We start from the raw sequence: 26249 nt of genomic DNA on the forward strand, positions 1-26249 counted from the left end.
GTCGACCAAGGCTCGGGAGGCAGGTTTCGTGTCGTAGTGGAAGCCGCCAAGGTTTTCGGCCCTCGTGCGTCGCCACGCCGGCGCAAAAGGGTGGCCGAGTTCCGCGACCGAAAAACCGAACCGCGACCGTCTAATCCCGTCAACAGGCTTAATCGCGCCCGGTCCTGCCGGCGATCGAGACACCGCCCGCCGGCACCCCGGCTTGGTGGAATCGAGACCCTTGATCGACTAAACTGGCGATGCGTTCACTTTCCGCATCTCCGCCCCCTGTTGAGTCACCCTTTTCGCATGCCGACCGCAGTCCGAACCAAGGCTTTGACACTGCTGAACAAGGTAACGTGTCCGCACTGCTGGCATGCGTATGCCCCCGAGGAGTCGCTTTGGATTTCCGAGCATCCCGATTTGCTGGGTGACGCCAAATTGGGGTTCCAACACGCCAAGCGGTTTTTGCCCAGCCGGTTCAGTCCCCAAGGCGACGCGATCGACGAGATGGGACAGTACGCGACGCGGATGGCGTGTCCTAAATGCCATTTGCACGTTCCGCGTTCGATGTACCAGGTGCCGAGTTTGTTCTTCAGCATCTTCGGGGCGCCGGCCTGTGGCAAGAGCTACTTTCTGACGTCGCTGTCATGGAAGCTGCGCCAGACGCTGCCCAAACGGTTCGCGGTTTCGTTGAGCGATGTGGATGCGGAAACGAATTCGCGGATTCATGAATACGAAGAACTGCAATTCATGAATCCGGACCTGGACACACCGGTGGCACTGGCAAAAACAGAAGAACAGGGCGACATGTACGACACGGTCGACATGGGCGACCACAGTGTCACGTTGCCGCGTCCGTTCATGTTCAATCTGCAACCGCTGTCGAATCATCCGCGGTATCGCCGCAACCGCGAAATCTCCAAACTGGTTTGCCTGTACGACAATGCCGGGGAGAGTTTCTTTCCCGGAGCCGACAAGACGGTCAACCCGGTCACGCGGCACTTGGCCAGTTCGAAGTGTCTGTTTTTCTGTTTCGACCCCACACAAGACACGCGTTTTCGACGGGCGTGTGAGGGCAAGACGGACGATCCTCAAATGGTGTCGCGGACCTCACGCCTGGCCCGCGAGACCAGCGTGCGTCAAGACACGATCCTGTTGGAAGCGATCCAGCGTGTCCGCCGCCATGCGGGTCTGCGGGACGACGAATTGCATCAGCGGCCGTTGATCGTGATCGTGACCAAGTGGGACGCTTGGAAGAACCTGTTGCCGGACGTTTCGACCGAAGAGCCGTATCTGCCGGTCGAGGGCACCAAGTTCTGCACCTTGGACAGCCGCCGGATCAAAGACACGTCCGACAAGGTCGGCGAATTGATGTCGGAAATCTGTCCGGAAATCGTCGCCGCGGCGGAAGGTTTTTCGACCAGTTTGACCTTCATCCCGGTCAGCGCCAGCGGCAGCAGTCCGTCGGTCGATCCGGCGACCGGAGCGTTGGGGATTCGGCCCCGCGACATGCAACCGTATTGGGTCGAGATTCCGATGTTGGTGGCGTTACACAATTGGGCGGGCGGTTTGGTCGGGGCGACCGGTGACGCCGCGTCCCTGGAAGATGGTCGCTGGATGACGGAACAACTAGAGTGACCCTTGAGTACTGAATTACTTTACACTTCCGCCCCCCAGGGTCTGCGTCACGGCAGTCGAGGTTTCTGCACGGTCCTGACGACCGCCGGAATGCCGATCAATGTGATCGGCAAGCTGGAAGCCATCTCGAGTTATCGCCACCTGTTTGCGCCCGACAGCAACCGCGCCGGGGAGAACCCGGTTTCGTTCGCCCATCAACGCGTCAATCTGGGCGGCCAAGTCGTCTCGGTGCTTTCCCGCATCGCGGCCTATGGAACCGACTACACCGGCCGCACCAACAAGATCGCGCACCACGTGACGGTCGCGCCCGGTGAGATGCCCGCGGCCGGTCCGGCCTGGCTGATCAGTCAGGGGTCGATCATGCGCAGCGAGTGGCTGGGCCAATGTGAGACCCCGGCCAGTGGACCGACCATTCCCCGCGGCGACCAACCGCCGAGAATCTGTACGGCGTGGAAATCCGTCGCCGGCGATTCCGGTTGGGGCGGCGTCGTGGCCGAGGCGATCGCCCAGGGCGATGCGACACCGTTATGGGTGATCTATCCGCTCGACCAGCGTGGGCGGTTGCTGGAGCTGATCGACGAATCGATTTCCTTGTTGCCCGCGGCCCAGCGTTGGCGTGCGACCTTCAATACCTTTGCCGCCAACATCCCACCGGACGTCGAATGCAAGGTTCGGTTTGTTCCGGTCGGAACCGAGGAGGCCCGGTTTGCCGCGTCGTCGGGAAAAGCCATTGATTTGACGAAGCATCCGACGATCACGACGGCATCGCAGTGGGTTGAGCGGGCACGCGGCGTGATCCGGGGCGACACAGGCAACCCTCTGTCCGGCGGCGCGCTCTCGGGCGCTTCGTTCACCGCCGTGCAAGAACCCGACGCCGCGCCTCCGGTGGAATCCTCCTGGTCCTCCGATGAGGACGTCGTCAGCGGGCCGCCACCGTCAATCGAACCGCCTTCGCTGCCTTTGGAACTGATCCGCGGCAAACAGAAACGCAAGCAGTTGGTCATTGCCGTCGCGATTCTTGCCGCGGTCGTCGGACTCGGGGCGACCTGGACCGTGGCGCGGCTGATGGCGGGATTGCCGATCCTGCCGGGGTCTGCCCCGCCGCCGGTTCCCCCGATGCCGGTCGACATCACGCCGCCGATGGACGAAGAAACGCCGGTCGTCGTGCCCAAGGCCCCGGTACCGGCCGAAACGCACGACTTGGTGCTGCACTATGACAAAAAGCAATTGTCGGCCTATGCCGCCGAAAACCCGAGCGACGAAACCCCGCTCCCCAATCCGGTTTCGTTGCGAGGCTATGTGCGTTTGAAACCGGTCAGCGACGCTGCCGGAGCGGTGCCCGATATCAAACAGACCCGTTCGGTCGCCTGGGGGGGAACCGCCACGCCGTTGGGCGAGCCCCAAGAACTTGTGGTGCGGACGACGCAGTTGACCGAGCGGACACAATCGATGAACGTCCAGCGAATCCCCTCGGTGCCCGAATCACTGGGGCCGACACAGATGTATTGGAGCCGCGAGACCGGCGATTTGATCGCGATCGCCGACGTTGATTGGACCAGCCAAACCGGGTTCCTGGGCGAGCAGGCTCAAGCCTATCGCGACGTCGCGATCCAGTTGAGCCGGTTTGCGAAACTGGCCGATTCGATCGACGCGGAAAGCGACCATCTGCCGGCGAACTTGAAAGAGGTCATCGAAGCGTTCTTCCGACACCTGTTTCCGGGCAAGGGCGACGCGCGAATCGATTCTCTGATTCGCAGGGCCGGCGGAGTGGACCTTTCCGAGGCGGCAACCAAACTGAAGGCGGCGTTGCGTGCCAAACTCGAATCGTCCAGCAAAGCACTCACCAAAGAGCAACAGGCGGCGTTGGTGCAGATCGTCGACGATTGTGGACAGCTTTCCCAAGTTGCGGCGGAACTTCACGCAGGGTTCGGCGTCTTGGAAACCGGACACCGTGTCGAGGTGCCCGAACTGAAATTCCTGGAATCGGAAAGCGTCGTGCTGCGACGTGTTCCGCTTCACATACATTTTTCCTGGTAATTTTCCATGCCAACGACCGTTGACAAGATTCGACGCGCGCTTGAGAAACGCGACGGGATTGCCGAAGACGAAATGCGCGTGCTGGCCGATTCCTATCGGACGCAAGTCCAAGAGGTCAATCAGCGTCTCGACGATGCCGTGATGTTGCTGCGCAAAGGGCTGCGCAGTGAGGCGATCCAACGGGTCGAAATGACGCCCAACGCGCTCGATGCCGCGGCCGACCTGGAATTCCCCGAGTGGGACGAATGGAACGAGATTCTGCAGTTCATGGGAATCCCGTTGCCGCCCAAACTCAATCAGGACTACGTGGCACAAATCAATGAAGCCATCATTGAAAGTTTGCCCCTGGATGCGCTGTTGCGACGGCACCGGCGTCTGGCGATCGCCAAGGCCCCCCTGGCGGTTCGGCTGCGCACGTTGCGACAGATCGCGCGGGTCGACGCGTCCAACAGCGTCTGGCAAGACGACGTCGAAAAATGGGAAAAGGTCCGGCTGAGTCAAATCGACAAGGAACTCAAACACGCACTGGAACTGGAAGATTCCGCACACCTGTATCAATTGAATCAGGAACTGACCGCCGGCAACTGGCGCGTCGCCCCCTCCTCGCGATTGATCGATCAATGTTCCTTCGCCGCCGAAGCCCATGTGCGACAATCCCAGGAGAATGAATTGGGGGTGTTGGCGCCCCAGATCAATGCGGCGTTTGAGCAGCGTGACGAAGCCGAAGCGCGACGCTTGCGGTCGAATTGGCAAGCGGTACGGGCCAAACACAAACTCAGCGTCCCCGGCCATCTTGAGTCATCCGTTGCGGCGGCCATGCAGTGGCTGGAGGATCTGGATCGCCAAGCCGTGATGGAAAGCGAACGTCAACAGGCGGTCGCCAACCTGGAATCCAAGCTCCAGGCTCACGCGCCGATCGACGACGTCCAGAAAGCCTACGACCAGGCATCGCGGTTCGGCCAGCCGTTGCCGGAGGAACTGACGCATCGCGTCGAAGAACTGGCCAATCAGCCCGCCAAGCAAGCCAAACGCAAGTTGATCCTGATCGGCGTCGGCGTTGCGGCCGTCGTGTTGATTGCAATCGTCGGCGTTGCCATGTTCCTCGCGTCGTCGGGGAAACAAACCGCACAACAAGAAACCGTCGACCAGATGACCCAGTTCATCTCGGCCGAACAATACGACGCCGCACTGGACTACTACAACTCCCTGCTCTCGACCAATCCCGAGGTCGCACAGCTGCCGAAAATGGTCGCGATGCAAGCGACGGCCAAAAAGGCGGTGGAAAAGGAAGCCACGCGGCAGGAGTTGTTCGAAAAACTGATCGCCCAGGCCAGCAACGATGACCCGGCCTTGATCGACGAAATCCTGTTGCCGCAGTTGGACGAATTGGCGGCCAGCCCTGGCGAACAGGCGCGCGTCGACGATCTCCGCAAACGCAAGGACGCCTATCGGGCCGGTGAAGCGATGCGGCAGTCCGATGAAATGATCGGCAAGGTCGCCGAACTGCAGCGACAGTTCGGTGAACTCTCCCGACGTGGCAGCTCCGCCGCCAACCGCCAGGCCATCGCACAATTGCTTTCGTCCATCGTTCGATTGCCCAATCAATTCCCGCTGGGATCCGATGCCGCCCGTGCCAAACAGGAAACGTTGCGCTCGCAAGTCGATTCGGCGCTGAAGCGGATGAAAGACGAAAGCATGGTTGCCCAACAGCGCGACGACGCGATTGATTCGTTGCTCAACTCACGCTCGCTGGAGGTCTACTCGGACCGGCTGCGCGATTACTCCACCCAGTCCGTCTCACGCACCAATTTCATCGAATTTCGCACCGTCATCGACGAAGAGGATCACTGGTTCAACGTCGAACGCACCAACGCCTGGTTGGACGCGTTGGCATCAAAGCTAGACAACGGGGTGACGTCCTCCGAAGCGTCCGGGTTGATCGAGTCGGCCGAAAAAATCCGCGCGCTCGCCGACCCGAATCCGGTGCTCAAGGCGATGCCCGATTTCACCCAAACGATGCAAGAGATCGTGGGCCGCAAGGTGATTTTGGACGGCGCCTTTGGGCTGATTTCCAAACACCCCCTGTCGCGTCTGGTGACGTTGCCGATCCCGGATGCGGACAGCCCCTCCGGGACGACATCGCACCTGATCTACAAGACCTTTGCCGAACAGAACGCCGACCGCATGTCGCGCGCCGGCAGCATCGGGGTGGACGTGGTTTCCGATCCGCTGGGCGGCGTGCGAAACCGAGCCTTCCAGGGACCGTTGCCCGAGGTCGTCGAAGAACCGATGCGGTCGATCAGCCAAGTCGTCGACCAGAAATCCAAACAAGCGATCGGGTTTGACACCAAGTGGGAGCAAACGTTCTTGATCCAGGTCAGCGAGGTGATGAAACGAAAGAACCTCGACGGCATCATCAAGGAATGGCTGATCTATTACCTGTTGGATGCCGCCACACGCGGCAGCGAAGACCTGAAACAGATGATCCCGCTGACGATGCGGATGCTGGCCCGACGCAGCACCGTCCGTGAACAGTGGCACCAGTCACGTCCGACCAATGACGACCTCAATCCGGAATTGCGAAAGGTGATCATGGCCGAATTGAATGTCGCCTATCGACGCTTTGCCAACCCGCTGTCGGATTACGAAACGGTCGCATCACAGCGGATCAAGTGGGTCGGGTTTCTGGCGAAATCCGCCGGCGGCCAAATCGAGTATCATCTTCGTGGTGGCACCCCCGAAATCGATGGAACCTTGTACGTCGTCGCCGCGGCGAGAGAGGGCGACGCGGAGACGTCATTTTTTCCGGTCGGAAAATTGCAACAAGGCCACGTTCAACTGACACCCAATCCCGTGCACCAAGTCCCGGGACGCCCCCTGTTCTTGTTCCCGTACTGAATCGCATGACTCAAATCGAACGCGTCTTCATTCGCTTCCGCGGTCGAACGATCGGCCCGTTGACACCGGACAAGGTCAAGGACATGGTCCGCAGGGGCCAAGTCACGCGGATGCATGAGTTGTCCGGCGACGGGTTGAGCTGGATGAAGGCCGATGAGTTTGGGAACTTCTTTCCCCGCGCCACTCCCAGCGGAGGCATGGCCGGCGACATGGCCGCCTCGGCCTCCAGCGTTCCGCCGGGCAGCGAAGGATCCCACGACGGAGGCGGCCCCGCCGCACCGGCGGCCAACGACAACGCGACCGCACAGTGGTACGCCCACGTCAACGGCGAAAAACAAGGTCCCGTGTCGATGGACCAGATGCGTTTGTACAGCGAGGCGAAGATCCTGAAGAAGGACTCGCTGGTGTGGAAAAACGGCATGGAGACGTGGAAACCGGCGGCCGAAGCGATTCCTGAACTGTTCGGCGGCGCCACCCCCGGCGGCGGAACCCCGACGGTCAGCCACGTTTCCAGCGAAACCCCGCCGGCCGACGCCGGTGCGTTGGCAACCGAGATCGCCAAGCACCACGCGCTGATCATGGCTTTCGGCGTCAGCTTGCTGATCATTGCCGCAATCTTTATGGTCGGCCAAATCGTCGCGCTCAATCAAGGCGGCCGAAAGTTGAAATCCGACACCATGTCCGCCGCGATCCGGATCTCGCTCAGCGGTGTGGCGGCCATCTCAGGCGTCATGGCCGTCCAGGCGTCGCTGAAATTGAAGGCCGCCGCGCAATCCGCTTCGGCGATCGCCGCGCTGGTGGCCGCCCGAACGGTCAACCAATTCTGGCTGCTGACCTCCGTCGCCGTGATGATCTGGCTGGGCATCCTGTTGCTGGTCCTGATCACCGCCTTGGCGACCAACGTCCCGATCACCAACGTCCTGGCCTGACCGGCGGATTGGCCTGACCGGCGGATTGGCCTGATCCCCTTTCGCAGCCACGAAAACCGTCGTGGCCTACGAAAACCGGGCGTCCGATGATACGCTTTCCCGTTTCACACACGCCCCCTGTTTGAACAGAGCCATGGAAGCCGGGATTGTCGGATTGCCCAACGTTGGCAAGAGCACGCTTTTCAACGCATTAACGAGCTCGCAGGCCGCCCAAAGCGAGAATTACCCGTTTTGCACGATCGAACCCAACGAGGGGATCGTCAACGTTCCCGACGAGCGTTTGGGCCGAATCACGAAGTACATCACCCCGCAAAAGACCATCCCGGCGGCACTCAAGTTGGTGGACATCGCGGGAATCGTCAAAGGCGCCAGCGATGGAGAGGGGTTGGGGAACAAGTTTCTCAGCCACATCCGCCAGGTCGACGCGATCGTCCAAGTCGTGCGTTGTTTCGAAGACGCCGACGTGATCCACGTCTCCGGGAACGTCGATCCGGTCGCGGACATCGACACGATCGAGACCGAATTGGTTCTGGCCGACCTGCAAACGCTGGAAAACGCGCTCGCCAAAGCCCAGCGGACCGCTCGCAGCGGCGACAAAGAGGCCAAGATTCGGGTGACGGCGATCGAAAAATGCAACGCACACCTGGAATCGGAACAGCCCTTACGGACGCTGAATTTGACCGAACCGGAGGCCAAGTCGATCCATAGCTTCGGATTGATGACCGCCAAACCGATTCTGTATGTCGCCAACGTCGACGAAAACGACCTGGAGGGCAAAGACCCGCTGGTGGACAAGGTCCGCCAGCACGCCCAGGCATCGGGAGCCAACGTGGTCTGCGTCAGCGCGAAACTGGAAGCCGAATTGGCAGAACTGGATGAAGCCGATCGCGAAGAGATGTTGGCCGACGTCGGATTGGACGCACCGGCGCTGAGCACGATCGCCCAAGCGGCCTACAAGACGTTGGGGCTGCAAAGTTATTTCACCGCCGGCGAAAAAGAAGTCCGGGCCTGGACGATCCCCGTCGGTGCGACCGCTCCCCAAGCGGCGGGTGTGATTCACACCGACTTCGAAAAGGGTTTCATTCGCTGTGAAGTCTATACACTGGAAGACCTGGAAACCTACGGCAGCGAAAAAGAGATTCGCCAAGCCGGTAAACTACGCGTGGAAGGAAAGGACTACGTCATGCAAGATGGCGACATCTGTCATTTCCTGCACAAAATTTGATTCGGCCCACCAACACCACCACCACGAAGCACTTCCGCTTAGGTATTCATGAACAAGATGTTGATTCCAATCCTCTTTGCCATCGGCACGGCACTTTTCTGGGGCTGTTACGGACCGACGATCGGAAACGCGCAAACACCGCGGGTCGACGGCAAACCGTTGCTTCCCCCGGACGGCTGGACGCCGTTTAAACCCTACGTGTTCATCGGGATCGCCTATCTGGTGATCGCGATCGTCGGCGGCTTGGCGATGATGAAGGTCAAAGGCGACAGTTTTAACTACACCGCCGCGGTGCCGGGCGTGGAAGGGGTGACGCACTTCCTGCCGGCCAAATGGGGATTCTTGGCCGGTGCCTTGGGCGCGTTCGGAGCGTTGTGCTTGACCACCGCGATGATGACCAGCCGCGGCAACGCGCTGCTGGTGATGCCGATCGTGTTCGGCGGCGCCGTCTCGGTCACGGCGATCGTTTCGATCATCAAACTGCGCGGACACGGCCCGCTGGAAATCAACCCGATGCTGTGGGTCGGCATGGGACTGACCGTCGTCGGCGTGGTCTTAGTCGCGATGAACACGCCCCACGGTCACGCCCCGAAAAAACCGGCCGCGGCCGTCGCCGAACCCGCCACGGATTCCGAGAGCGAACCCCAATCGGAATCCGCCGAAACGTTGTGAGGGTGAACGCGCCGATGCCTGACGCAAATGACCGGCCTGCTGCTACGGACCGGGTCGAGCCAACGGACCGGGTCGAGGCCATCGACCGCCAAGTCGCCCACCTGTGGATGGTGCGGACGTTCCTGAAACATGCCGACGAGGCCGAGGACGACGAGGAGCTGCGGAGTGTGGTTCGAGACATCTATGACTTCATCCTGGCCGTCGGACCGATCGATCAGGTGCAGGACGATGCCGGCTATTTAAAGATGGCCAAGAAGAAACTGTCCAAACTGCGCAAAGCCACCGAACTGTACGAGGAAATCCAACCCGAAGTCAGCGGGCACACCAATTTTGTGATGGCGGCCAAGTCGCTGCGACTGGCACTCGATCGAATCACCGAGTTGGTCAACTCGCCGGGGAGTTAGACGATCTTCACGCCCGAAGCTTCGGCCAAACGGCAGTGGACGACGCGAGGAGTCCATGCAGCCGGCAATCCGAATGGACTCGTCGCCTCGTCCACTACCCGAAAACGTTTCCACGTGTTCCCAAGCACAGCCTGGGAACCCCATGCACCGGAGGCTCCGACTTGGCCACCTCAAACTCCAAAACCAAAGACTTCATCGATCCGACGTTTCTGTTTCGTTTCGAAGTCGACGTCCAGAAAGCGGATTTGGAATGGACCTCCAAAGGTCTGCAGCTTCCCGAATCGTGCCGGATGCCATCGTTCGGGGCACTCGGCGGCCGCAAGGTGTTTGCCGACGTACGGCTGGCGTGGTCCGACGCCGGGCTGGGCGTGCATGTGCTGGTCAACGGCAAACGGCAAGTCCCCTGGTGCCGCGAAACACGTCTGGACGAAAGCGACGGCTTTCATCTTTGGATCGACACCCGCTGCAGCCCCAACATCCACCGGGCGACACAGTACTGTCATCGTTTCCTGTTCATGCCTGCCGGGGGCGGACCACGGCGCGAACGCCCGATCGCATCCCTGATCGAAATCCATCGCGCCCGCGGGAATCCCAAACCGATCGCCGCCGACACGCTGTCGATCAAGACGTTCGCGCGGCACGACGGCTATGAACTCCGCGGGCTGATCCCCACCGCCGCACTGACCGGATTCGAGCCTGCCGAGCAAACCCGCCTGGCACTTTACTACGCCGTCATCGACCGCGAACTCGGCTGGCAAACTTTCGGCCCCGGCCCGGAATACCCTGTTACCGAGGACCCCAGTTTGTGGGCCGACGCGGTTTTGGTTTAGTTTCAGATTCGTCGGCCGGGGGCGTGCTCTTCCTCCATCACACGCGCCAACGGAAGACTTCACCCGTCCTGGAGAGGTCATGCGATCGTTATGGCGTGCAACGAGCCGCGGCGAACCCTCCCCGCTCCGAGCGCGGATTCCGTGGCGCTCCCCACCTTGTTCTCAAGCGGAGTCTGGGAATGAGGCGGCACTAAGGCGTGATCGGGCTGGTCACCGGCGGTGTGGAAAACGCGTCGTCGTCGTCCGAAGATCCGGCCGCGAACGCGGCTCCGGCCGCTGCGAATCCCAACACGGGCAGCAGACTGCCGCGTCCACCGACGCCACCGCCGGCTCCGCCACCGCCTCCCCCGCCACCACCGACGGGTGCACCTTCCATCGACGCGGTTTCAACGGGCAATCCCGGCTCACCGGGAGGCAGGATTTCGGGCTGTTGCGGTTGGTCTTCAATCAGCTCCTCGATCGCCGGCGATTCTAAACCGCTGGGCGCGAGCTGCAATTCAAACTGGGGCTGGAACGTCGATGCCTGGAGTGCGACCAACTGCCGGCCGTCATCGCCGACTGATTCGCTGCTGGCAAGCACTTCTTCGACCAGTTGGACTCCGACCACGCCGATTCCGTCAGGACCGATGGCGATGACCGAGTAAAACCCGGGGGCCAACGAGTCGATCGTAAAGCTGCCGTCGGCTTCGGTGATCGCCTGTCCGATCAGCTCGCGGTTTTGGTACAGCAAAACGTTGGTGCCGGCGGCACCGTCAAGCTGGCCATCGTTCGCCCCGGCACGATAAATCCGTCCCGAGATCCCGCCGGCCGTTTGGGCGACGCGGTAGGTGTGCTCGGCACGCAGCTCATTCATCAGCTTGACCCCATGGGGGCCTTCAAATGCCGCCACAAATGGGATGGTCGACGGCATGTATCGGATCACCGAGTTTCTGACTTTGTTGACACGCAGCCCGGCGGCGGCGATCTCCAGTTGATGATGCCGCGGGTCGATTTGCCGGTCACTGGCGGCAACCACATGCACGGCATAGCAGGCGACGAGGTTCGGGCCGCGGGTCACCAGGGTGTAGACACCGTCGGGCACCCCGGCAAAGGAATACTGAAAACCTGATTCGGCTGACGGCTGAGCCCGATAGATCGCGCCCTCTTGAGAAACGAGCGAAACGCCGATGCTGCCCGCCGGGAGGGTGTCTGCCGACGTGTCCGGCGCTACAATCACCGCATCCAGTCGGCCTTCGGCGCTGGCCGCGACCCACTGTTGGACCACCAAGTGCTGGCCGTCACCCTCGGCGGCGGCCGCAAAATCGGTCCAGACCAGACTCGCGAGCGCAAAAATGGCCGGCGTCACGATGCTCAGTGAGGGCATCAGGGGCTGTGTAAACGTACGCATCGGGAAACTCTGACAGACGTAGAAACCGGGTGTAGAACGAGCGGACCAGTCATACTAGCTTGAGGGATTTCCCCGGGCAAGCAAACAGCGTGAGCATTAACCCATATTCCGTCACCGCCGAGGCGCCTTTGCAGAAAGGCTACTTTGGCGAACACTCCCGCCGAAAGGAGGGGGCGTTCCTGTATCGCGTGGTCGAGATCCGGCACCCGATCGAGGCGGAGTTCGTTTATTCCGGTTGGTGGTTCCGCCAAACGATCGACATTGCTGGCGAGCGGGTTTGGCGCCAGATCAGCTGGATCGGGTTGAAAAAACAGGCCGAGTTTCGGTTGCCCGAGTCGCTTGACGCGAATCGTCGCCAAGGCCGCATCGAAATCGACTTTTCGCGAGGATTGCGGATCCGTCGCTTTCGGATCTGGATCGGGGAGGAGTTGGTTTACGACGAAGTGGCGTGAACACGGGCAATCGTCAGATCGATCACTCGTAGCGGAAGCCGCCAAGGCTTTCGATCATCGCGTAGCGAAAGCCGCCAAGGCTTTCGATCATCGCGTAGCGGAAGCCGCCAACGGTTTGTTGTCATGCTCGGCTCAGCAAGATTCACCGGATCTTTCCAGGCGCGAAGCGTGAGCGAGGGGCGCCGCGGAGTTTGAGAGCGAACTGCAATGGCGAAAGCCTTGGCGGCTTCCGCTACGAAATCAACGACGAAAAGCTCGAGGCACCTTGTGAGTGCGACTCGAGCTAGTCGTTGGCATGGCCGCCCATTACTCCCGAAGCGTCTCGGGAACGGCCATACGATTCCTCCGCCCTACGGATGGATTGATGGTTGGACCGAGGGTCCAATGCGTGGCGATCAGCGTGCCACTTGCGTTGGGGCGGAACGAGGAGCTTTGGGGACCGCGGTTCGGCGGACCGGAACGGGTGCCCCCGAGGCGGTGGCGACCGATTCGGCCGCGGCGGCTGGAGCCACCTGCTCGGTTTGATAGCTGATCGGTGCGATCGAACCGGACGGCTGACCGGGGACCAGAATGCTGCTGTCCCGGGATGGCACGGCCGGGGTGCCGTCAGATGGAGCCGACGACTCGGGTTCCGTCACCGACGGATCGGGGACGGGAATCACCGGCGGATTGATCGGCTGGGGATTGAGCATTTCGCTGGGTGATCCGTATTGTTCCAGCGGCATGTCTTCGACCGGAGCCACTTCGTTGTAGGATTTTTCGAACATCCCCATCGATCCGGCTTGTTCGGGCGAGACGATCTGGCCGGACGACGAATCGCTGAACCCCATCACTTCGACCGCGGCGTTGGCGTCACCGACCGGTCCGCGTCGCACGACACCCGGTCGCGTCACACCGTATTGCAACTTGTATCCTGCCGATCGTTCACGTGCACGTTCCAAAGCGTCGCAGTAGGCCTTGCTGTTCCAGGGACCTTCCCGCAGTGCGATGTTGCTGTTGGCCAGCAAGGTGCCGCGAAGGTAGTCGACATAGTTGATCGATTTGTTGTATTCGACCAGAGCACGGTAGTACGAAATCTGGGCTTCGGCACGACGCTGTTGACTTTGCAGCACGACGTTCACGGGGCTGAGTCCCTTTTGGTACTCCAACATCCGCGCGTCAACTTCTTGCTCGGCGGCTTGCCACTCGTTGGCCGCATCTTGCAGTTGCGAGAAGTGGCTAGCGGATTTGCCGATCGCGTCGCTGAGTTGGCTGACGGCCAATCGCTCGGACTCTTGCAGGAACTCTTGTCGCTGGCGAAGTGTCAATTGTGCGTTTCGGATCCGCGCCAGTTCGCGTCGGACTCCCACGGGCATCGAGAACTCCAGACGAACCACACCCTCTTGGAAGTCTCCACTGGTTAAACTGGCCAGTGCACTGCTGCCAGCGGCGGGGAACGGATCGCGGTCACGTCCGGGAGGCCCCAGTGTGTCCCCCAAGCCGACGTAGCGATACAACAGCGACAGGTTCACGTCGGGCAGGACTTGGTTCTTGGCCAAGGCCAGTTCCAGTTCGGCTTGTTTGATCGAGTACTTTTGGCTGCGGAGTTCGGGGCTCAGGTACAACATCTGCGCGACCGAGTCGGACCACTGGAAATCCACACGAGCCTGTGTCGGTTCGTCGATCGGTCGGATCAAACGTCCGTCGGTTGCGGTCAAACCGAGCAGTTCTCGCAGCGCGCGTTCGCGGCCGTAGACGCCGAAGCGGTCGTCGCCGGGCAAGTTCGATCCATTGAGTGCCGCGGTCAGACGGCGTTGCAGATTCCAGTACTGGCCGACCGACTGCGACAATTCTTGAATCGTCCCGGTGCCGGCGTCCATGTTCAGTTTGGTGAATTCGGCGGTCGCTTGAGCACTGTCGCGTGCGATCGTGGCGGTCGCGACAGCTCGATAGGTCAGGTACAGATCCCAGTAAGCGACTTCGACGTCACGGACCAGGTTGCGAATTTGTTGTTCGAACGTCGCGATCGAAATGTCCTCGTTCATGCTGGCCAACATGACAGGAATGCGGTTGATGTAGGTGCCGCGATTGCGAAGCAGCGGGTGTTGGACTTGGGCTTCGACGATGGCGGTGTAGTCGCTGGCGTACAGCCGCGAAATGCTGCTCAGCTCGGTGTTGTTTCGCGAGTACAGGATTTGTTGACGCAGCGTTGCGACGCCACCGGTCGCAAACCGTTTGCTGATCGCGGACTGTTGCGACGAGTTTTGGGCGACGGTGAACTGACGGTTGATCGTGTTGCCACTGCCGACGTTTTGCGGCCGGTCGGTGGTGGACGAATCGATGAACCCGCTGACGACCGCGTCGAATTCGGCCAACGCGTCCTCGACGCCGCCGATCTGGTTGGCCCGCACGGCTCCTCGGGGCAGCAACCGGTTGCCGTTGCTGTCAGTCGTGATCGGAATCGATTGGGTGGTCGATTGCTGGAGCGCGACGTCATAGACGCTGCCGAACTGGCCCGGTGATCCGCTGACGAACTGGGCGGCGATGTTCTGGCGCGTCTCCGCCGTTCCGCCGGTGGTCATCAGGAACCGCGCATTTTGCAGCGCCATCGTGACGCATTCTTCCAGCGTCATGTTCCAGAATTCGTAGTTATGATTGCCTACCGTCAGCGGCGGCAACGACTCGGTCGCCTCCGGCATACTGGCAACTTCCACGTCGGGATACTCGATCGACGTGGCAGTGTTGAGGTAGTGCTGTAAATCCGGCGACTCATTCACAAAGAACGGTTGCGTCGGCGTACATCCAGTCGCCAATACAATCGCCAAAACGAGTTGCAGGTGCGCAGCGATTCGAAACAACGAGCGATTCATGCCCTGAGCTTCCCTAGGCCGCGACTTCGGTCACCCTTCGATCGTGAAGGAGGATCACATCGAATGATGAAGTCAGTCGCGAGCAGTCCAAACGGAAGCCCCCCACCAAGGTCACTCAGGCTCACTACGTCATAAACCGTGAGAAACCTTGTCCAAGAGTGGGTATCGGTGGCAGAGTTGGTAAACTTTGACGGTTCTGCCAAGAATTCTGGAGTTCTATCGAGTTCGCCAGCTGGGCGTGAAAATCGGCGGTTTGGCGCTGTCGATCAGCGGCTCGGAGACCGTGTCTTGCTGTGAAACCGCGGATTGCTCGCGTTTCACGCCGCGGGCTTTCCCACCACTGACCAGTTCGGCGATCGTCGTCCCGTTGGCAAGCGGAGCGGACTGGGAAACGTGGACTTCCCAAGCGGACAGCGCGCCAGCGTCGGACGAGGATTGCACCCCGTCACCTGCTTCGATCTCGGGCAATTCCAATTGCGGCCCGTCCAGCTCCGGCACATCGGCTGGCTCGGGAAGCGGATCGGTCTGTGGTTCGCCCTCGGTCGCAGAACGGGTCGGCAGCGGGGCGGTTTCCAGCATCTCGGCATCCGACGCGACACCCGCCCGCGGGTTGCTGGGACGTCGCGGTCCGACGTCCATCGCGTGGTACGGCTTGGGATAGAAGTAATGCTGCTCCAACCGCAGATGCTTTTTGGGCTTTTCATAGCCGCCGCTGTGGACGGCACGATGCCAGGCCATCGCTTCCTGGCTGGACGGCGCGATCAGGTAGGCCAGCTTGCCGCCCAAGTAGGTCGGACGGTTGTAGACGCGGCGATAGCTGGGATGCAGCCGATTGCCCAGCGGTCCGATCACATCAACACGTGGGTGAACCGTCTGGTTCTCGCGGTCGGGGTGATGCGCGGCGGCCAAACCGGTCATCGCGACCGTCAGAGCGGCAAAACCGGCAAACGCGGCGGCGCGGCGCGACTTGGCCAATGCCGAAACAAAGTTCAAATCAAGCTGAATCATGGGGACATCCTTTTCCCGGTAACGATCACACGAACCCTGCCCTTATGTTCGACCGGGACAGTCGCTCTGTGCTGGATTTCGCTTTGAGCACCAGTTGCGACGTTGCTAACGATCATTCCGGCCAGGGGCGGCCGGCTGGCAAACTCCGGAAACTTTGCTGGCAAATCCGTTCAGCGCGATTGCGATTGCGGTCGATCCGAACCCCTACGGCAAGGATCGCCAGACAGCGTTCGACTCGGGATTCCGAGCGATTTCATCCGTCATTCGCTTTCCATTTGCCAGAGCAGATTCTCGTGAGCACACCTGTACCGTCCTACCTTCGACTTCACCTGGGCGAAGACGCTCAAACCGCCGCCCGCCCCGGCCAGTCTTCGAGCGACCAATTTTGGAGTGCCTTTTCCGCGGCGACCGGATGGCGGATCGACGACCGGCACAAGGCCGACGGCGTGCAGGTCTTGCCGGCGGTGCAGATGGATGTGATGGCCGACGATCCGGCCGATTCCCAACCGCCGGTGGTCAAGGAAACCGCAACAGAACTGGCCAGCGTGGCGCGGGCGATGGCGACCGAAATCGACGAGTTGCAATCGCTGGTCCGCCGCCAAGAGATCGAATTGGCAAGTCTGGCGACGGTTCAATTTTCTCCGGCCCGCAGCGAGGCGGCATCCGAAGCGATCCATCTGACGCTCGAGCGGGCCATCCAGGCGACCGGGTTTGATGCCGCGGCGGTCTACATGCTGGACGACGAGACGCAATACCTGAAGACCCGCGTGGTGGTCGGATTGCCGTCGGATCGACTCAAGAGCGAGCCGCGGATGTTGCGTGGCAGTCGCGCCGATTTGGAAGCGATGGTCCAGGACGCGGTGCTGATGGACGACCTCCGCGGCCATCTGGCAGAAACGTGGAACGCACCGGAATCGTTCGGCGCGGCCGTCTGCACGGCGATCTACAAAGGCGACCTACCGATCGGTACGCTGTGGTTGTTCGCCAACGACCCGAAGCAATTGGATCCGTCCCATTCGGCGATCGCGCAAATGGCGTCGTCTCAGATCACGCAAGAACTCTCGTCGGCCGCCCAGGTCCGCCGCGAACAACGCAACCGCAGTTCGGTCGACGCGATCAACGACATCGCCGCGTGGCAATACTCGTCCCTACCCGTGGGCAAGTGGTTGGCGCCGGGATGGCTGGTCGACGGAATGATCGAATCGCCGCACGACTGGTCGACCGGTTGGCACATGTGGGACGTTCTGCCCGACGGATCAATGATCTTGGCGATGGCCGAGGCGTCGGACCCGCGTGCCGGGGGTGCGATGATCGCCGCGACCGCTCGGGCCGCCCTGACCGCGCACAGCGGTTATCAACACACGCCCCACCAGATGCTGCAACGGATCAACGACACCTTGTGGGAAACGAACACCACCGACCAGCTGGTCTCGTTGCTCTACGCCCGTCTGAATCCGGAAACCGGCCAGGGTGAACTGGCCTCCGCCGGCGACATCGCGGGATTGATTGCCGGCAAGTACGGCTATCGCCCGCTGACGCGAACGGGCGACAAACCGCTCGGCACGGCGATGAAGATCGAATGTTATGAGTCGGAGTTCCGGCTGGCCGAAGGTGAAACGTTGGTGACGTATGGGCAAGGGTTGCGGGCCGACGGGATCAGCCAAGAACTGGTGGGATGCTGCATGCGATCGGCCCTGCAGAGTGAACAAAACGCGCTGGCGGTGTTGCGTCGTGAAATGGCAGGTTTTCCCAATCGTCACGAGCGCGGACTTTTGTCGCTTTCACGGCGACGCGGCTGATTTTTTTGAGCCAGTGATCCACAAATGCGGGGATAAAATCGGTATGCTGTGAAAGTCGCACCCGCCGGCGAGGGTAACCTCCAAGGATCGCGATGCGAACGCCAGACGGTTTTCGCGTCCTCTCGGCACCGTGACCCCCGGCACCGTGACCCCCGGCACCGTGACCCCCGGCGCCGTCACCCTCGGCGCCGTGACCCCCGGCACCGTGACCCCCGGCACCGTGACCCCCGGCACCGTGACCCCCGGCACCGTGACCCCCAGCGGCCCCCTCCCAGACCCCAAGAGATCTCTGTTGCCAATGACGCCCAATCCCACGCTGCGGGAGCTTGTTTCCCCGATCGAACAGCGCTGGAGCCCCTATCGCTTCACCCCCCGGCCGGTCGAGCAGGAAAAACTCGCACAATGTTTTGAAGCCGCCACCTGGGCGGCCAGCAGTTTTAACGAGCAACCCTGGCGCTGGATCGTCGCCACCCGCGAGCAGGGCGACGAATTTCAAAAGATGCTCGGTTGCTTGATGGAGGCGAACCAAGCCTGGGCTGCCAACGCCGGCGCCCTGGTGCTGACGGCCTACCGCCGCACGTTTTCTCGCAACGAAAACCCCAATCGCGTCGCACTGCACGATCTGGGCCAAGCCGCCGCCCACCTGGCGCTGCAGGCCGCCGCGATCGGCTTGCAGGTCCATCAGATGGCTGGCGTGAATCTCAGTCAGGTGCGGACCGAATACCAGATCCCGGACGAATTTGAGCCGGCAACCGCGATCGCGATCGGCTATCCCGAAACATCCGAGCCGAGCGATGAAGACGCCCGGGCGTTGGCGGCGCGCGAAGCATCGGCGCGAAGACGAAATCCACTTTCCGAACACGTGTTCAGTCAATCATGGGGTCGCCCGGTCGGTTGGAAATGATCCAACCACGGTGTGCCCGACGGCCGCCGATCTCCCACCGTGGTCTTGGCCGAATACAATAAGAACTTGCGGCTGCTCAATGCCCCCTGACCGGCCACAGCCAACCACCTTTGCATTTAATCATCACAGCTGGATAAACGATCGGTGTCGGAATCTTGGAACCCTGGAGTCGTCTGTGCCTCACGCACCGACGTCGGCATGCGCCGAACCAACAACCAGGATTCGTATTCCGTGATCCCCGCCCAATCGCGCGAGCGGTTCGACAGTCGCGGTCATCTGTTCATCGTCGCCGACGGCATGGGAGCCCACGCGGCCGGTGAATTGGCCAGCAGCATGGCGGCCGAACTGATCGCGATGAATTACTTTCGCACCGCGGTCCCCGATGCGAAAAACTCGTTGCACGTGGCGGTCGCCGAGGCCAACGCGGAAATCTACCAGCGGGGACAGCAGAACCCCGAATTCCACAACATGGGGACGACCGCCAGCACGTTGGCGTTGCTGCCGGTGGGAGGCATCATCGCCCACGTCGGCGATTCACGCGTGTACCGGTTGCGGCGTGGCGTCTTTGAACAGATGACCTTCGACCACTCGCTGGTTTGGGAAGTCCAAGCCAGTGGGCAGGTGCATCCCGACAGCGCGCTCGGACAGGCACTTCCGAAAAACGTCATCACGCGATCGCTCGGTCCGAATTCGGAAGTGCAAATCGATATCGAAGGTCCCTTCGAATTGGAATTGGGCGATAAGTTTTTATTGTGCAGTGACGGGTTGTCCGGCCAGGTCGACGATGTCGAGATGGCAACCTTGTTGGACTGTTTGCCGGAAGAGCTGGCGGTGGAGGTGTTGGTCGATCTGGCCAATCTGCGCGGCGGACCGGACAACACCACGGTCGTCGTGACCACCGTCACCGAAGGCCCCTTGATCGACGACAAAAAAGCACCTGCCAAACCGGTCGCCGAAGACGCGTCCACCTACCGCGGCATGGTCGTCTCGCTGGTGGTCGCCGTCCTGCTGGCGATCCTGTCGCTCGTGTTTCTGTTTCTGCGACTCAACGACGGCGTGATGATCATCACGCTCTTGGGCGCGTTGATCTCCGGCGTCGTCGCCGCCACCTTTTATTCCAACCTGAAAACACAGACGCGACGACGATCCTCGTCCGGATCCGGCGAACGCGGCGGGATTCCCAAAGCCTATGGCGGCAACGCCCCGTATCGACGCTACATGTCCAAACCGGATCAAACGCTTTTCGATCGGTTGGGAAAGACGGTGGAGGAACTGCGCGAGGCCGCCAAACTGAAAAACTGGATGATGGATTGGCACCAGATCGATCAGTTTCAACAGGAAGGTTTGGCGGCCATGGGGCGTGGCGACGGCAAGACCGCGATTCATCTGCAAGCCAAAGCGATCGTCGAAACGATGCATCAATTGCGCGAGCAACACAACCGCTCGGCCGACGAAACCGCCATCGATCACTGATCCCGTGAATCAGCCCGCCGTCCGTCTTGCGATTCCGCTGCTGCCCTCGGCCCGACTCGGATCTTCGGCCTGGTTGCTGCACCTGCGGTCGTTTGCCGTCGCCGGGCAATTGGTGACCATTTTGTTGGCCGGGTGGGGCATCGGTGTCCAACTGCCCTACGCGCCGCTGCTGGGGTTGGTCGCGCTGACCGCGGTCACCAACCTGATCTACGGCGTTTGGCTGCGACGCTACAACACCCCCGAACAGCAGGCCCGTCAACTGGATTCCGACCGAGAGCTGGCGGAACATGACGGGTCGCCGGAGGTTCAAAAGGTCGCCCTGGGGTTGATGTTGCTGGACCTGGCCACCCTGACCGCCATGCTTTATTACAGCGGCGGCGCGGCCAATCCGTTCAGTTTCTTTTACTTCGTCAATCTGGCCGTCGGCGGAGTGATGATCTGGCCCAAGGCCGCTTGGTCATTGACGGTCGTTGCGACGCTCGGCTACGCGCTGATCTTGCGTTACAGCATTCCCGTCAAAGAACTCAGCAGCGAAACCGTCTCGGGCGGATTCGATCTTCGCACCGGCGGACTGATGCTGGCCTTCGGCACCTGCGCGTCGGTCGTCACTTACTTCGTCACCCGAACCAGCGGTCTGTTGCGGGCACGCGAACGCCAGCTGCGCGAATATCAATTGGCCAAAGCCGCCGATCGCAAGTTGGAATCGTTGACCACCTTGGCCGCCGGCGCTGCGCATGAACTGGCCACCCCGCTTTCGACCATCGATGTCGTCGCGCGTGAATTGTCACGGCACCTGGAAGACGTCGATAAACCCGCCACGGTCGACCAGGATTTGAAACTGATCGATCACCAACTGGATTTGTGCCGACACATCCTGCAACGGATGCGCGGCGCCGCCGGCGATTCGATGGCCCAAGAGTGGTTTCGCACGACCGTCGGGGAACTGATCGATGCCACACTCGAAGGCGTGCGTGATCCGCACCGCGTGGACGTGGTCGATGGAACCGAAGCGGTCGAAAACAAAACGCTTTGGATGCCCGAAGAAGCAGTCGCCCAGGCGATCCGCAATCTGATCCACAACGGGCTCGATGCCAGCGGGGTCGAGGGCCGTGTGCGGGTCGAATCAAGACTCGATCGACGGAACGTGGAATTCATCGTCACCGATGAAGGCCAGGGGATGACCGACGAGGTCCTCGGCCGCGTCGGCGACCCGTTCTTCACCACCAAAGAACCCGGCCGCGGCATCGGGCTGGGGCTCTACCTGACCCGCAACGTCGTCTCTCAACTGGGCGGTTCACTCAGTTTTCACTCCGCCCCCGGCCAAGGCACCTCGGCGGTGGTCACGTTGCCGATCGCCAAACCGGAAAACGTGCCGTAGAGATGTTGGTGTCTCGCCTTTAGGCGACTGCCCCCTCGCTGCCTTCACTCGTTCCCGGGCTCCGCCTCTCCAGGGGCACAAGGCCGCGTGTGGCGGGAGCCACACCGAAAGTGCGTTCCAAGGCGGGGAACGTGAAATAAATTGCTGACCAATTCCCTACCATTGCGAGCAAGACAATGTTGCCAGACAAAGTTTTTTAGACTCGTTTCATTGCAAGACGATATTGATGATTCTGGCTCCCCTCGCCCCCAGAAAACCTGGCGAGCTTCAGCGAGTCAGGTTTTCTGGGGGAGAGGGGCCGGGGGTGAGGGGGATTCCCAGGCGTCGACGAAGTTTGGGAGCGTGGCAGATCTGACGCAGAGATTCCACACCGAAGTGAAGTGAGCCGGCAACAATTGCATCACAGAGTCGAAGGGGATTTGGTGGAACAATCAATGTGCAGCGAATAGATGACGAGCCCCTCACCCCCAGCCCCTCTCCCCAAAACAGATCGCGGTCAACGTCACTCTGTGCTCACTATTTTTCGCGCGATCTGTTTTTGGGAGAGGGGAGCTATTTGGGAGAGGGAACGCACCGTAATGAAGCAGCAATTAATTTCACGTTCCGAGCCTTGGAACGAGGAAGGAACTGCTGCGAGACGAAAGCCTTGGCGGCTTCCGCTACGGGTTTAGGGACAAAGCCTAGCGCCGCGGGCTGGTGAATCAACAGGCCCTCACAACGCCGCCATCACCTGATCCGCCGCGTCGATGGTTTCGTCGATCAAGGCTTCGGTGTGCAGGTTGCTGAAGAACAACGCTTCGAATTGGCTGCACGGCATGTAGATGCCTTTTTCGATCAGCCCCCAGAAGTAACGTCCAAAGGCTTCCCGATCACTGCGATCCGCTTCGGGCCAATTGGTCACCGGGCGGGCGTTGAAAAACAGCGTCAACATGCTGCCGACGTGTTGGACCTGGTGGGGCAGCCCATGCTTGGCGGCGGCGGCGTGCAATCCGTCGGCCAAGCGATCTCCCATGCGATCGAGTTGTTCGTAGGGCGGATCGTCGGCCAACTGCTCCAGCGTCGCGCTGCCCGCGGCGACCGCGACCGGGTTCCCGCTCAGCGTTCCCGCCTGAAAGACTTTCCCCGCCGGCAAGACGTTGTCCATGATGTCCGCGCGGCCGCCATAGGCTCCCAGCGGCATCCCGCCGCCAACGACTTTGCCAAGGGTGGTCATGTCGGGCACGACACCGAACCGCTCCTGGGCACCGCCATAGGCCAACCGGAAACCGGTCATCACTTCGTCAAAGATCAAAATCGAATGATCCGAAAGTGTTTCCTGGCGAAGTGTTTCCAGGAACTCCATCGTCGGCGGAACACAGCCCATGTTGCCGACGACCGGTTCCAGGATCACCGCGGCGATCTCGCCAGAGTACTTGGCAAACGCGTTTTTCACTCCCGCGCAATCGTTGTACTCCAGCACGATCGTGTCTTGGCCGGCCCCGGGGGTGACACCGGGCGAATCGGGAACGCCCAGCGTCGCCGCGGCGCTGCCGGCGGCGACCAACAGACTGTCGACGTGGCCGTGGTAGTTGCCCGCGAACTTGATGACTTTGTGTCGCCCGGTCGCCCCGCGTGCCACGCGAATCGCACTCATCGTCGCCTCGGTCCCGCTGTTGACCAGCCGGACTTTTTCAACACTCGGCACCGCGTCAATGATCTGCTGAGCCAACCGCGATTCGGCCTCGGTCGGCGCGCCGTAACTGGTCCCCTTGGCGACCGCCTTTTGAATCGCGTCGATCACCGCCGGCGGGCGGTGCCCCAGAATCATCGGCCCCCAGGATCCGATGTAGTCGATGTAGCGTTTTCCATCGATGTCAAACAGATAGGGACCATCGGCATGGTCGATGAACAACGGCGTGCCGCCGACGGCGCCGAACGCGCGAGCGGGACTGTTCACACCGCCGGGCATGAGTTTGCGGGCTCGTTCAAACGCGGCGACGCTTTTTTCGCCGGCAAATCGACGGGGCTCGGTCATAGCTGAAAATGGTCCTGTTTCGGGGAAGGAAAGAGACGCCATTGTCAGCCAATCCGAGACCGGGCGAAACCCTGCCAAACTTCGACGAAAAGTCTTGCCTCCGCCGCTCCGGTCAAACGTCCAGCGGTAGGATGAAGGCGGAAAAGATCGAAGCGATGGGTAAGAAAATTTTGGAGGTAGGAAAATGAGCGATTAACTCTCCCCCCCGCGCTCTCCACAATCTTCCTACCTCCAAAATTTTCTTACCCTCACCCGTCACAGCAACCCGATGCTCGAAACCGCACGATCCGATCGCTCCAACCGGCGTCTGGCACTCGTCATCTCGGTCCTGATCGGCGGCGCGTCACTGCTGTTGTCGCTGAAATCACCGCTCGGATTGATCGGGCTGCCGTTGGCGCCGCTGGCGTATTGGTGGTGGCGGCGCAGAACCGTGCGTCGGCTGCGGGTGATGGCCGAGCCTTTTCCCGCGGAACTAGAAACCGCGCTCGTCCACGACGTCGCCTACTACCGTGCCCTGGACGATGCCGGACGGGAACGGTTTCGCAATCTGGTGAAAATCTTTCTGGACGAAACCCCGATCACGGGCATCCGCACCGACGTCGATGACACCACGCGCGCCCTGGTCGCCGCCAGTGCGATCATCCCGGTGTTCGGATTCGATGATTGGGAATACGCGGGACTAGGCGAAGTGCTGATCTATCCGAGTGCGTTCGGCGACGATTACAGCACCTCGGGGGAACACGACGACGTCGACCGGCGGACGTTGGGCATGATCGGCGTGGGCCATTTGAGCGGCGTGATGATTTTGTCCAAACCCGATCTGATAGCGGGATTTAGAAACCCCGACGACAAACGCAACGTCGGCATCCACGAATTTGCACACCTGGTCGACAAGGCCGACGGCAGCGTCGATGGGCTGCCGCCGGGAGCGAGCCTGGCGACCATCGGCCCCTGGATTCAGTGGATCGGCGAAGAGCTGAAGAACAAACCCGAGGGCCGACACCACATCGATCAATACGCCTACACCAATGAAGCAGAGTACTTCGCGGTCCTCTCGGAGTACTTCTTTGAGGCCCCCGAGGTGCTGCAGTCCAAGGCGCCGAAGATCTATGAGATGATGCAACAGATGTATCGTCAAAACACACGCAGCTTTCTGGCCGGTGTCACGCGGCGGCCCAAGCGGGTGAGGCGGAATGCCAAGTGCCCTTGTGGCAGCGGCAAAAAGTACAAACACTGCTGCCGGCGGAAACGAATGTCACGACCCTAGTTCCCTTTCTTTACCGACCTGCACGCAATGTTTTTTGCCAGCGACAATTGGGCCGGCGCGGCCGACGAAATCGCCGCCTCCTTGCAACGCCACTCCGAAGGCTTCTCGCCCGCCTACGGGGCCAGCGACCTGGACCGACAACTCGAACAGCGGTTCAATGAATTGTTCGAACGTGAAGTCGCCGTCTTTTTCGTAGGTACCGGAACGGCGGCGAACTCACTGGCGCTCTCGGCCGTTAATCGCCCCGGCGGATTTGTCCTCTGTCATCGCGAAGCCCACTTGATCGAAGACGAATGCGGGGCGCCAGAATTCTTTACCTCCGGCGCACGGCTGGCCCCGATCGATGGCCCCTTGGGAAAAATCGATCCCGCCGCGCTGCGTCGTGGGTTGGAACGCTTTGATCCCGAATTCGTCCACCACGGCCAACCGATGGCCGTCAGCATGACACAAGCGACCGAGGTCGGGACGGTCTACAGCAACGCCGAAGTCCAGGCGATCGCCGAACACACCCATGCCTTCGGATTGCCGCTGCACATGGATGGGGCGCGATTTGCCAACGCCATGGTTCGGCTGGCATCGACGCCGGCCGAAATGACCTGGAAAAGCGGTGTCGACGTGCTGTCGTTCGGGGCGACCAAGAATGGTTGCTGGTGTGCCGAAGCGCTCGTCTTTTTTGATCCCGCCAGGGCCAAACAACTGCCGTTCATTCGGAAACGCGCCGCGCAGCTGTTTTCCAAAACGCGCTTCATCGCGGCTCAATTCCACGCCTACCTGGACGACGACCTTTGGATTCGGCTGGCAAGGCACGCCAATGCGATGGCCGATCGATTGGCAGAGGGACTGGCGAATTCGCCACACGTTTCGGTCGCCTGGCCATGCCAGTCCAACGAACTGTTCGTCACGATGCCCAAAGACGCCGCCGAGCGGCTAAAACAACAGGGGGCACGGTTCTATCCCTGGCCGGTCCCCGAGGAATTCGAATCCAAGCTGGAATCCGGCCAGGGGTTGTACCGACTGGTGACCTCGTTTGCGACCACGACCGATCATGTCGACCAGTTCGTCGCGTTGGTCGGGTGACCGACGGCGTCAGGCGGCAAAACAAT

The 26249-nt window shown here is 61.0% G+C and carries 19 protein-coding genes; 15 read left to right on the top strand and 4 right to left on the bottom strand.

Annotation, left to right across the window (positions count from 1 at the left end; all coding sequences use genetic code 11):
- The first annotated feature begins 288 nt into the window (after positions 1-288).
- The 8 genes from H1B37_RS06425 (at position 289) to H1B37_RS06460 (ending at position 10615) form a co-directional block, all read left to right on the top strand.
- The gene (locus H1B37_RS06425) at positions 289-1620 is read left to right on the top strand and encodes a hypothetical protein (protein ID WP_182865803.1); all 1332 of its coding nucleotides are present in this window, start codon (positions 289-291) and stop codon (positions 1618-1620) included.
- A 3-nt stretch (positions 1621-1623) separates the two neighbouring features.
- Positions 1624-3657: a GAP1-N2 domain-containing protein gene (locus tag H1B37_RS06430; RefSeq protein WP_182865804.1), complete on the top strand. Its 2034-nt coding sequence runs from the start codon at positions 1624-1626 to the stop codon at positions 3655-3657.
- A gap of 6 nt (positions 3658-3663) precedes the next feature.
- Entirely contained in the window at positions 3664-6555 is a 2892-nt protein-coding gene (locus H1B37_RS06435) for a hypothetical protein (protein ID WP_182865805.1), read from the top strand.
- 5 nt (positions 6556-6560) lie between these two features.
- Entirely contained in the window at positions 6561-7484 is a 924-nt protein-coding gene (locus tag H1B37_RS06440) for a DUF4339 domain-containing protein (RefSeq protein WP_182865806.1), read from the top strand.
- Between the two features lie 133 nt (positions 7485-7617).
- Entirely contained in the window at positions 7618-8709 is a 1092-nt protein-coding gene (ychF, locus tag H1B37_RS06445; protein ID WP_182865807.1) for a redox-regulated ATPase YchF, read from the top strand.
- A 57-nt stretch (positions 8710-8766) separates the two neighbouring features.
- Complete coding sequence (locus H1B37_RS06450; RefSeq protein WP_286177469.1) at positions 8767-9381, top strand: hypothetical protein; 615 nt, start codon at positions 8767-8769, stop codon at positions 9379-9381.
- 14 nt (positions 9382-9395) lie between these two features.
- Positions 9396-9785 carry an amidohydrolase gene (locus H1B37_RS06455; protein WP_182865808.1) on the top strand — a complete coding sequence of 130 codons (390 nt, stop codon included), beginning with the start codon at positions 9396-9398 and terminating at the stop codon, positions 9783-9785.
- Between the two features lie 161 nt (positions 9786-9946).
- Complete coding sequence (locus H1B37_RS06460) at positions 9947-10615, top strand: DOMON domain-containing protein (protein ID WP_286177470.1); 669 nt, start codon at positions 9947-9949, stop codon at positions 10613-10615.
- 190 nt (positions 10616-10805) lie between these two features.
- Here the strand turns inward: H1B37_RS06460 and H1B37_RS06465 are convergent, their stop codons facing one another.
- Positions 10806-12002, bottom strand: coding sequence for a hypothetical protein (locus tag H1B37_RS06465; protein ID WP_182865809.1), 1197 nt, complete (start codon positions 12000-12002; stop codon positions 10806-10808).
- 89 nt (positions 12003-12091) lie between these two features.
- Here H1B37_RS06465 and H1B37_RS06470 point away from each other — a divergent pair, with 89 nt between their 5' ends.
- Positions 12092-12454, top strand: a complete 363-nt coding sequence (locus H1B37_RS06470) for a hypothetical protein (protein WP_182865810.1) — start codon at positions 12092-12094, stop codon at positions 12452-12454.
- A gap of 395 nt (positions 12455-12849) precedes the next feature.
- Here H1B37_RS06470 and H1B37_RS06475 read toward each other — a convergent pair whose 3' ends face one another.
- Both H1B37_RS06475 and H1B37_RS06480 read right to left on the bottom strand, forming a co-directional pair.
- Positions 12850-15303, bottom strand: coding sequence for a TolC family protein (locus tag H1B37_RS06475; protein ID WP_182865811.1), 2454 nt, complete (start codon positions 15301-15303; stop codon positions 12850-12852).
- 216 nt (positions 15304-15519) lie between these two features.
- Positions 15520-16311, bottom strand: coding sequence for a hypothetical protein (locus H1B37_RS06480; protein WP_182865812.1), 792 nt, complete (start codon positions 16309-16311; stop codon positions 15520-15522).
- A 293-nt stretch (positions 16312-16604) separates the two neighbouring features.
- Here H1B37_RS06480 and H1B37_RS34335 point away from each other — a divergent pair, with 293 nt between their 5' ends.
- The 4 genes from H1B37_RS34335 (at position 16605) to H1B37_RS06500 (ending at position 21865) form a co-directional block, all read left to right on the top strand.
- Positions 16605-18110, top strand: coding sequence for a SpoIIE family protein phosphatase (locus H1B37_RS34335; protein ID WP_182865813.1), 1506 nt, complete (start codon positions 16605-16607; stop codon positions 18108-18110).
- A 298-nt stretch (positions 18111-18408) separates the two neighbouring features.
- On the top strand, positions 18409-19014 hold the full coding sequence (locus H1B37_RS06490; RefSeq protein ID WP_182865814.1) for a nitroreductase family protein: 606 nt from the start codon (positions 18409-18411) through the stop codon (positions 19012-19014).
- Between the two features lie 144 nt (positions 19015-19158).
- Positions 19159-20487, top strand: coding sequence for a PP2C family protein-serine/threonine phosphatase (locus H1B37_RS06495; RefSeq protein WP_353620788.1), 1329 nt, complete (start codon positions 19159-19161; stop codon positions 20485-20487).
- A gap of 4 nt (positions 20488-20491) precedes the next feature.
- On the top strand, positions 20492-21865 hold the full coding sequence (locus H1B37_RS06500) for a sensor histidine kinase (protein WP_353620789.1): 1374 nt from the start codon (positions 20492-20494) through the stop codon (positions 21863-21865).
- 712 nt (positions 21866-22577) lie between these two features.
- On the opposite strand, the gene hemL is transcribed toward H1B37_RS06500, so the two are convergent.
- A complete protein-coding gene (hemL, locus tag H1B37_RS06505; protein WP_182865815.1) occupies positions 22578-23879 on the bottom strand; it encodes a glutamate-1-semialdehyde 2,1-aminomutase in 1302 nt (433 codons plus the stop codon).
- A 268-nt stretch (positions 23880-24147) separates the two neighbouring features.
- Here hemL and H1B37_RS06510 point away from each other — a divergent pair, with 268 nt between their 5' ends.
- Both H1B37_RS06510 and H1B37_RS06515 read left to right on the top strand, forming a co-directional pair.
- The gene (locus H1B37_RS06510; protein WP_182865816.1) at positions 24148-25146 is read left to right on the top strand and encodes a zinc-dependent peptidase; all 999 of its coding nucleotides are present in this window, start codon (positions 24148-24150) and stop codon (positions 25144-25146) included.
- 27 nt (positions 25147-25173) lie between these two features.
- On the top strand, positions 25174-26223 hold the full coding sequence (locus tag H1B37_RS06515) for a threonine aldolase family protein (protein ID WP_182865817.1): 1050 nt from the start codon (positions 25174-25176) through the stop codon (positions 26221-26223).
- Positions 26224-26249: the final 26 nt, after the last annotated feature.

The sequence above is a fragment of the Stieleria mannarensis genome, assembly GCF_014154935.1.
Classification (GTDB): Bacteria; Planctomycetota; Planctomycetia; order Pirellulales; family Pirellulaceae; genus Stieleria; species Stieleria mannarensis.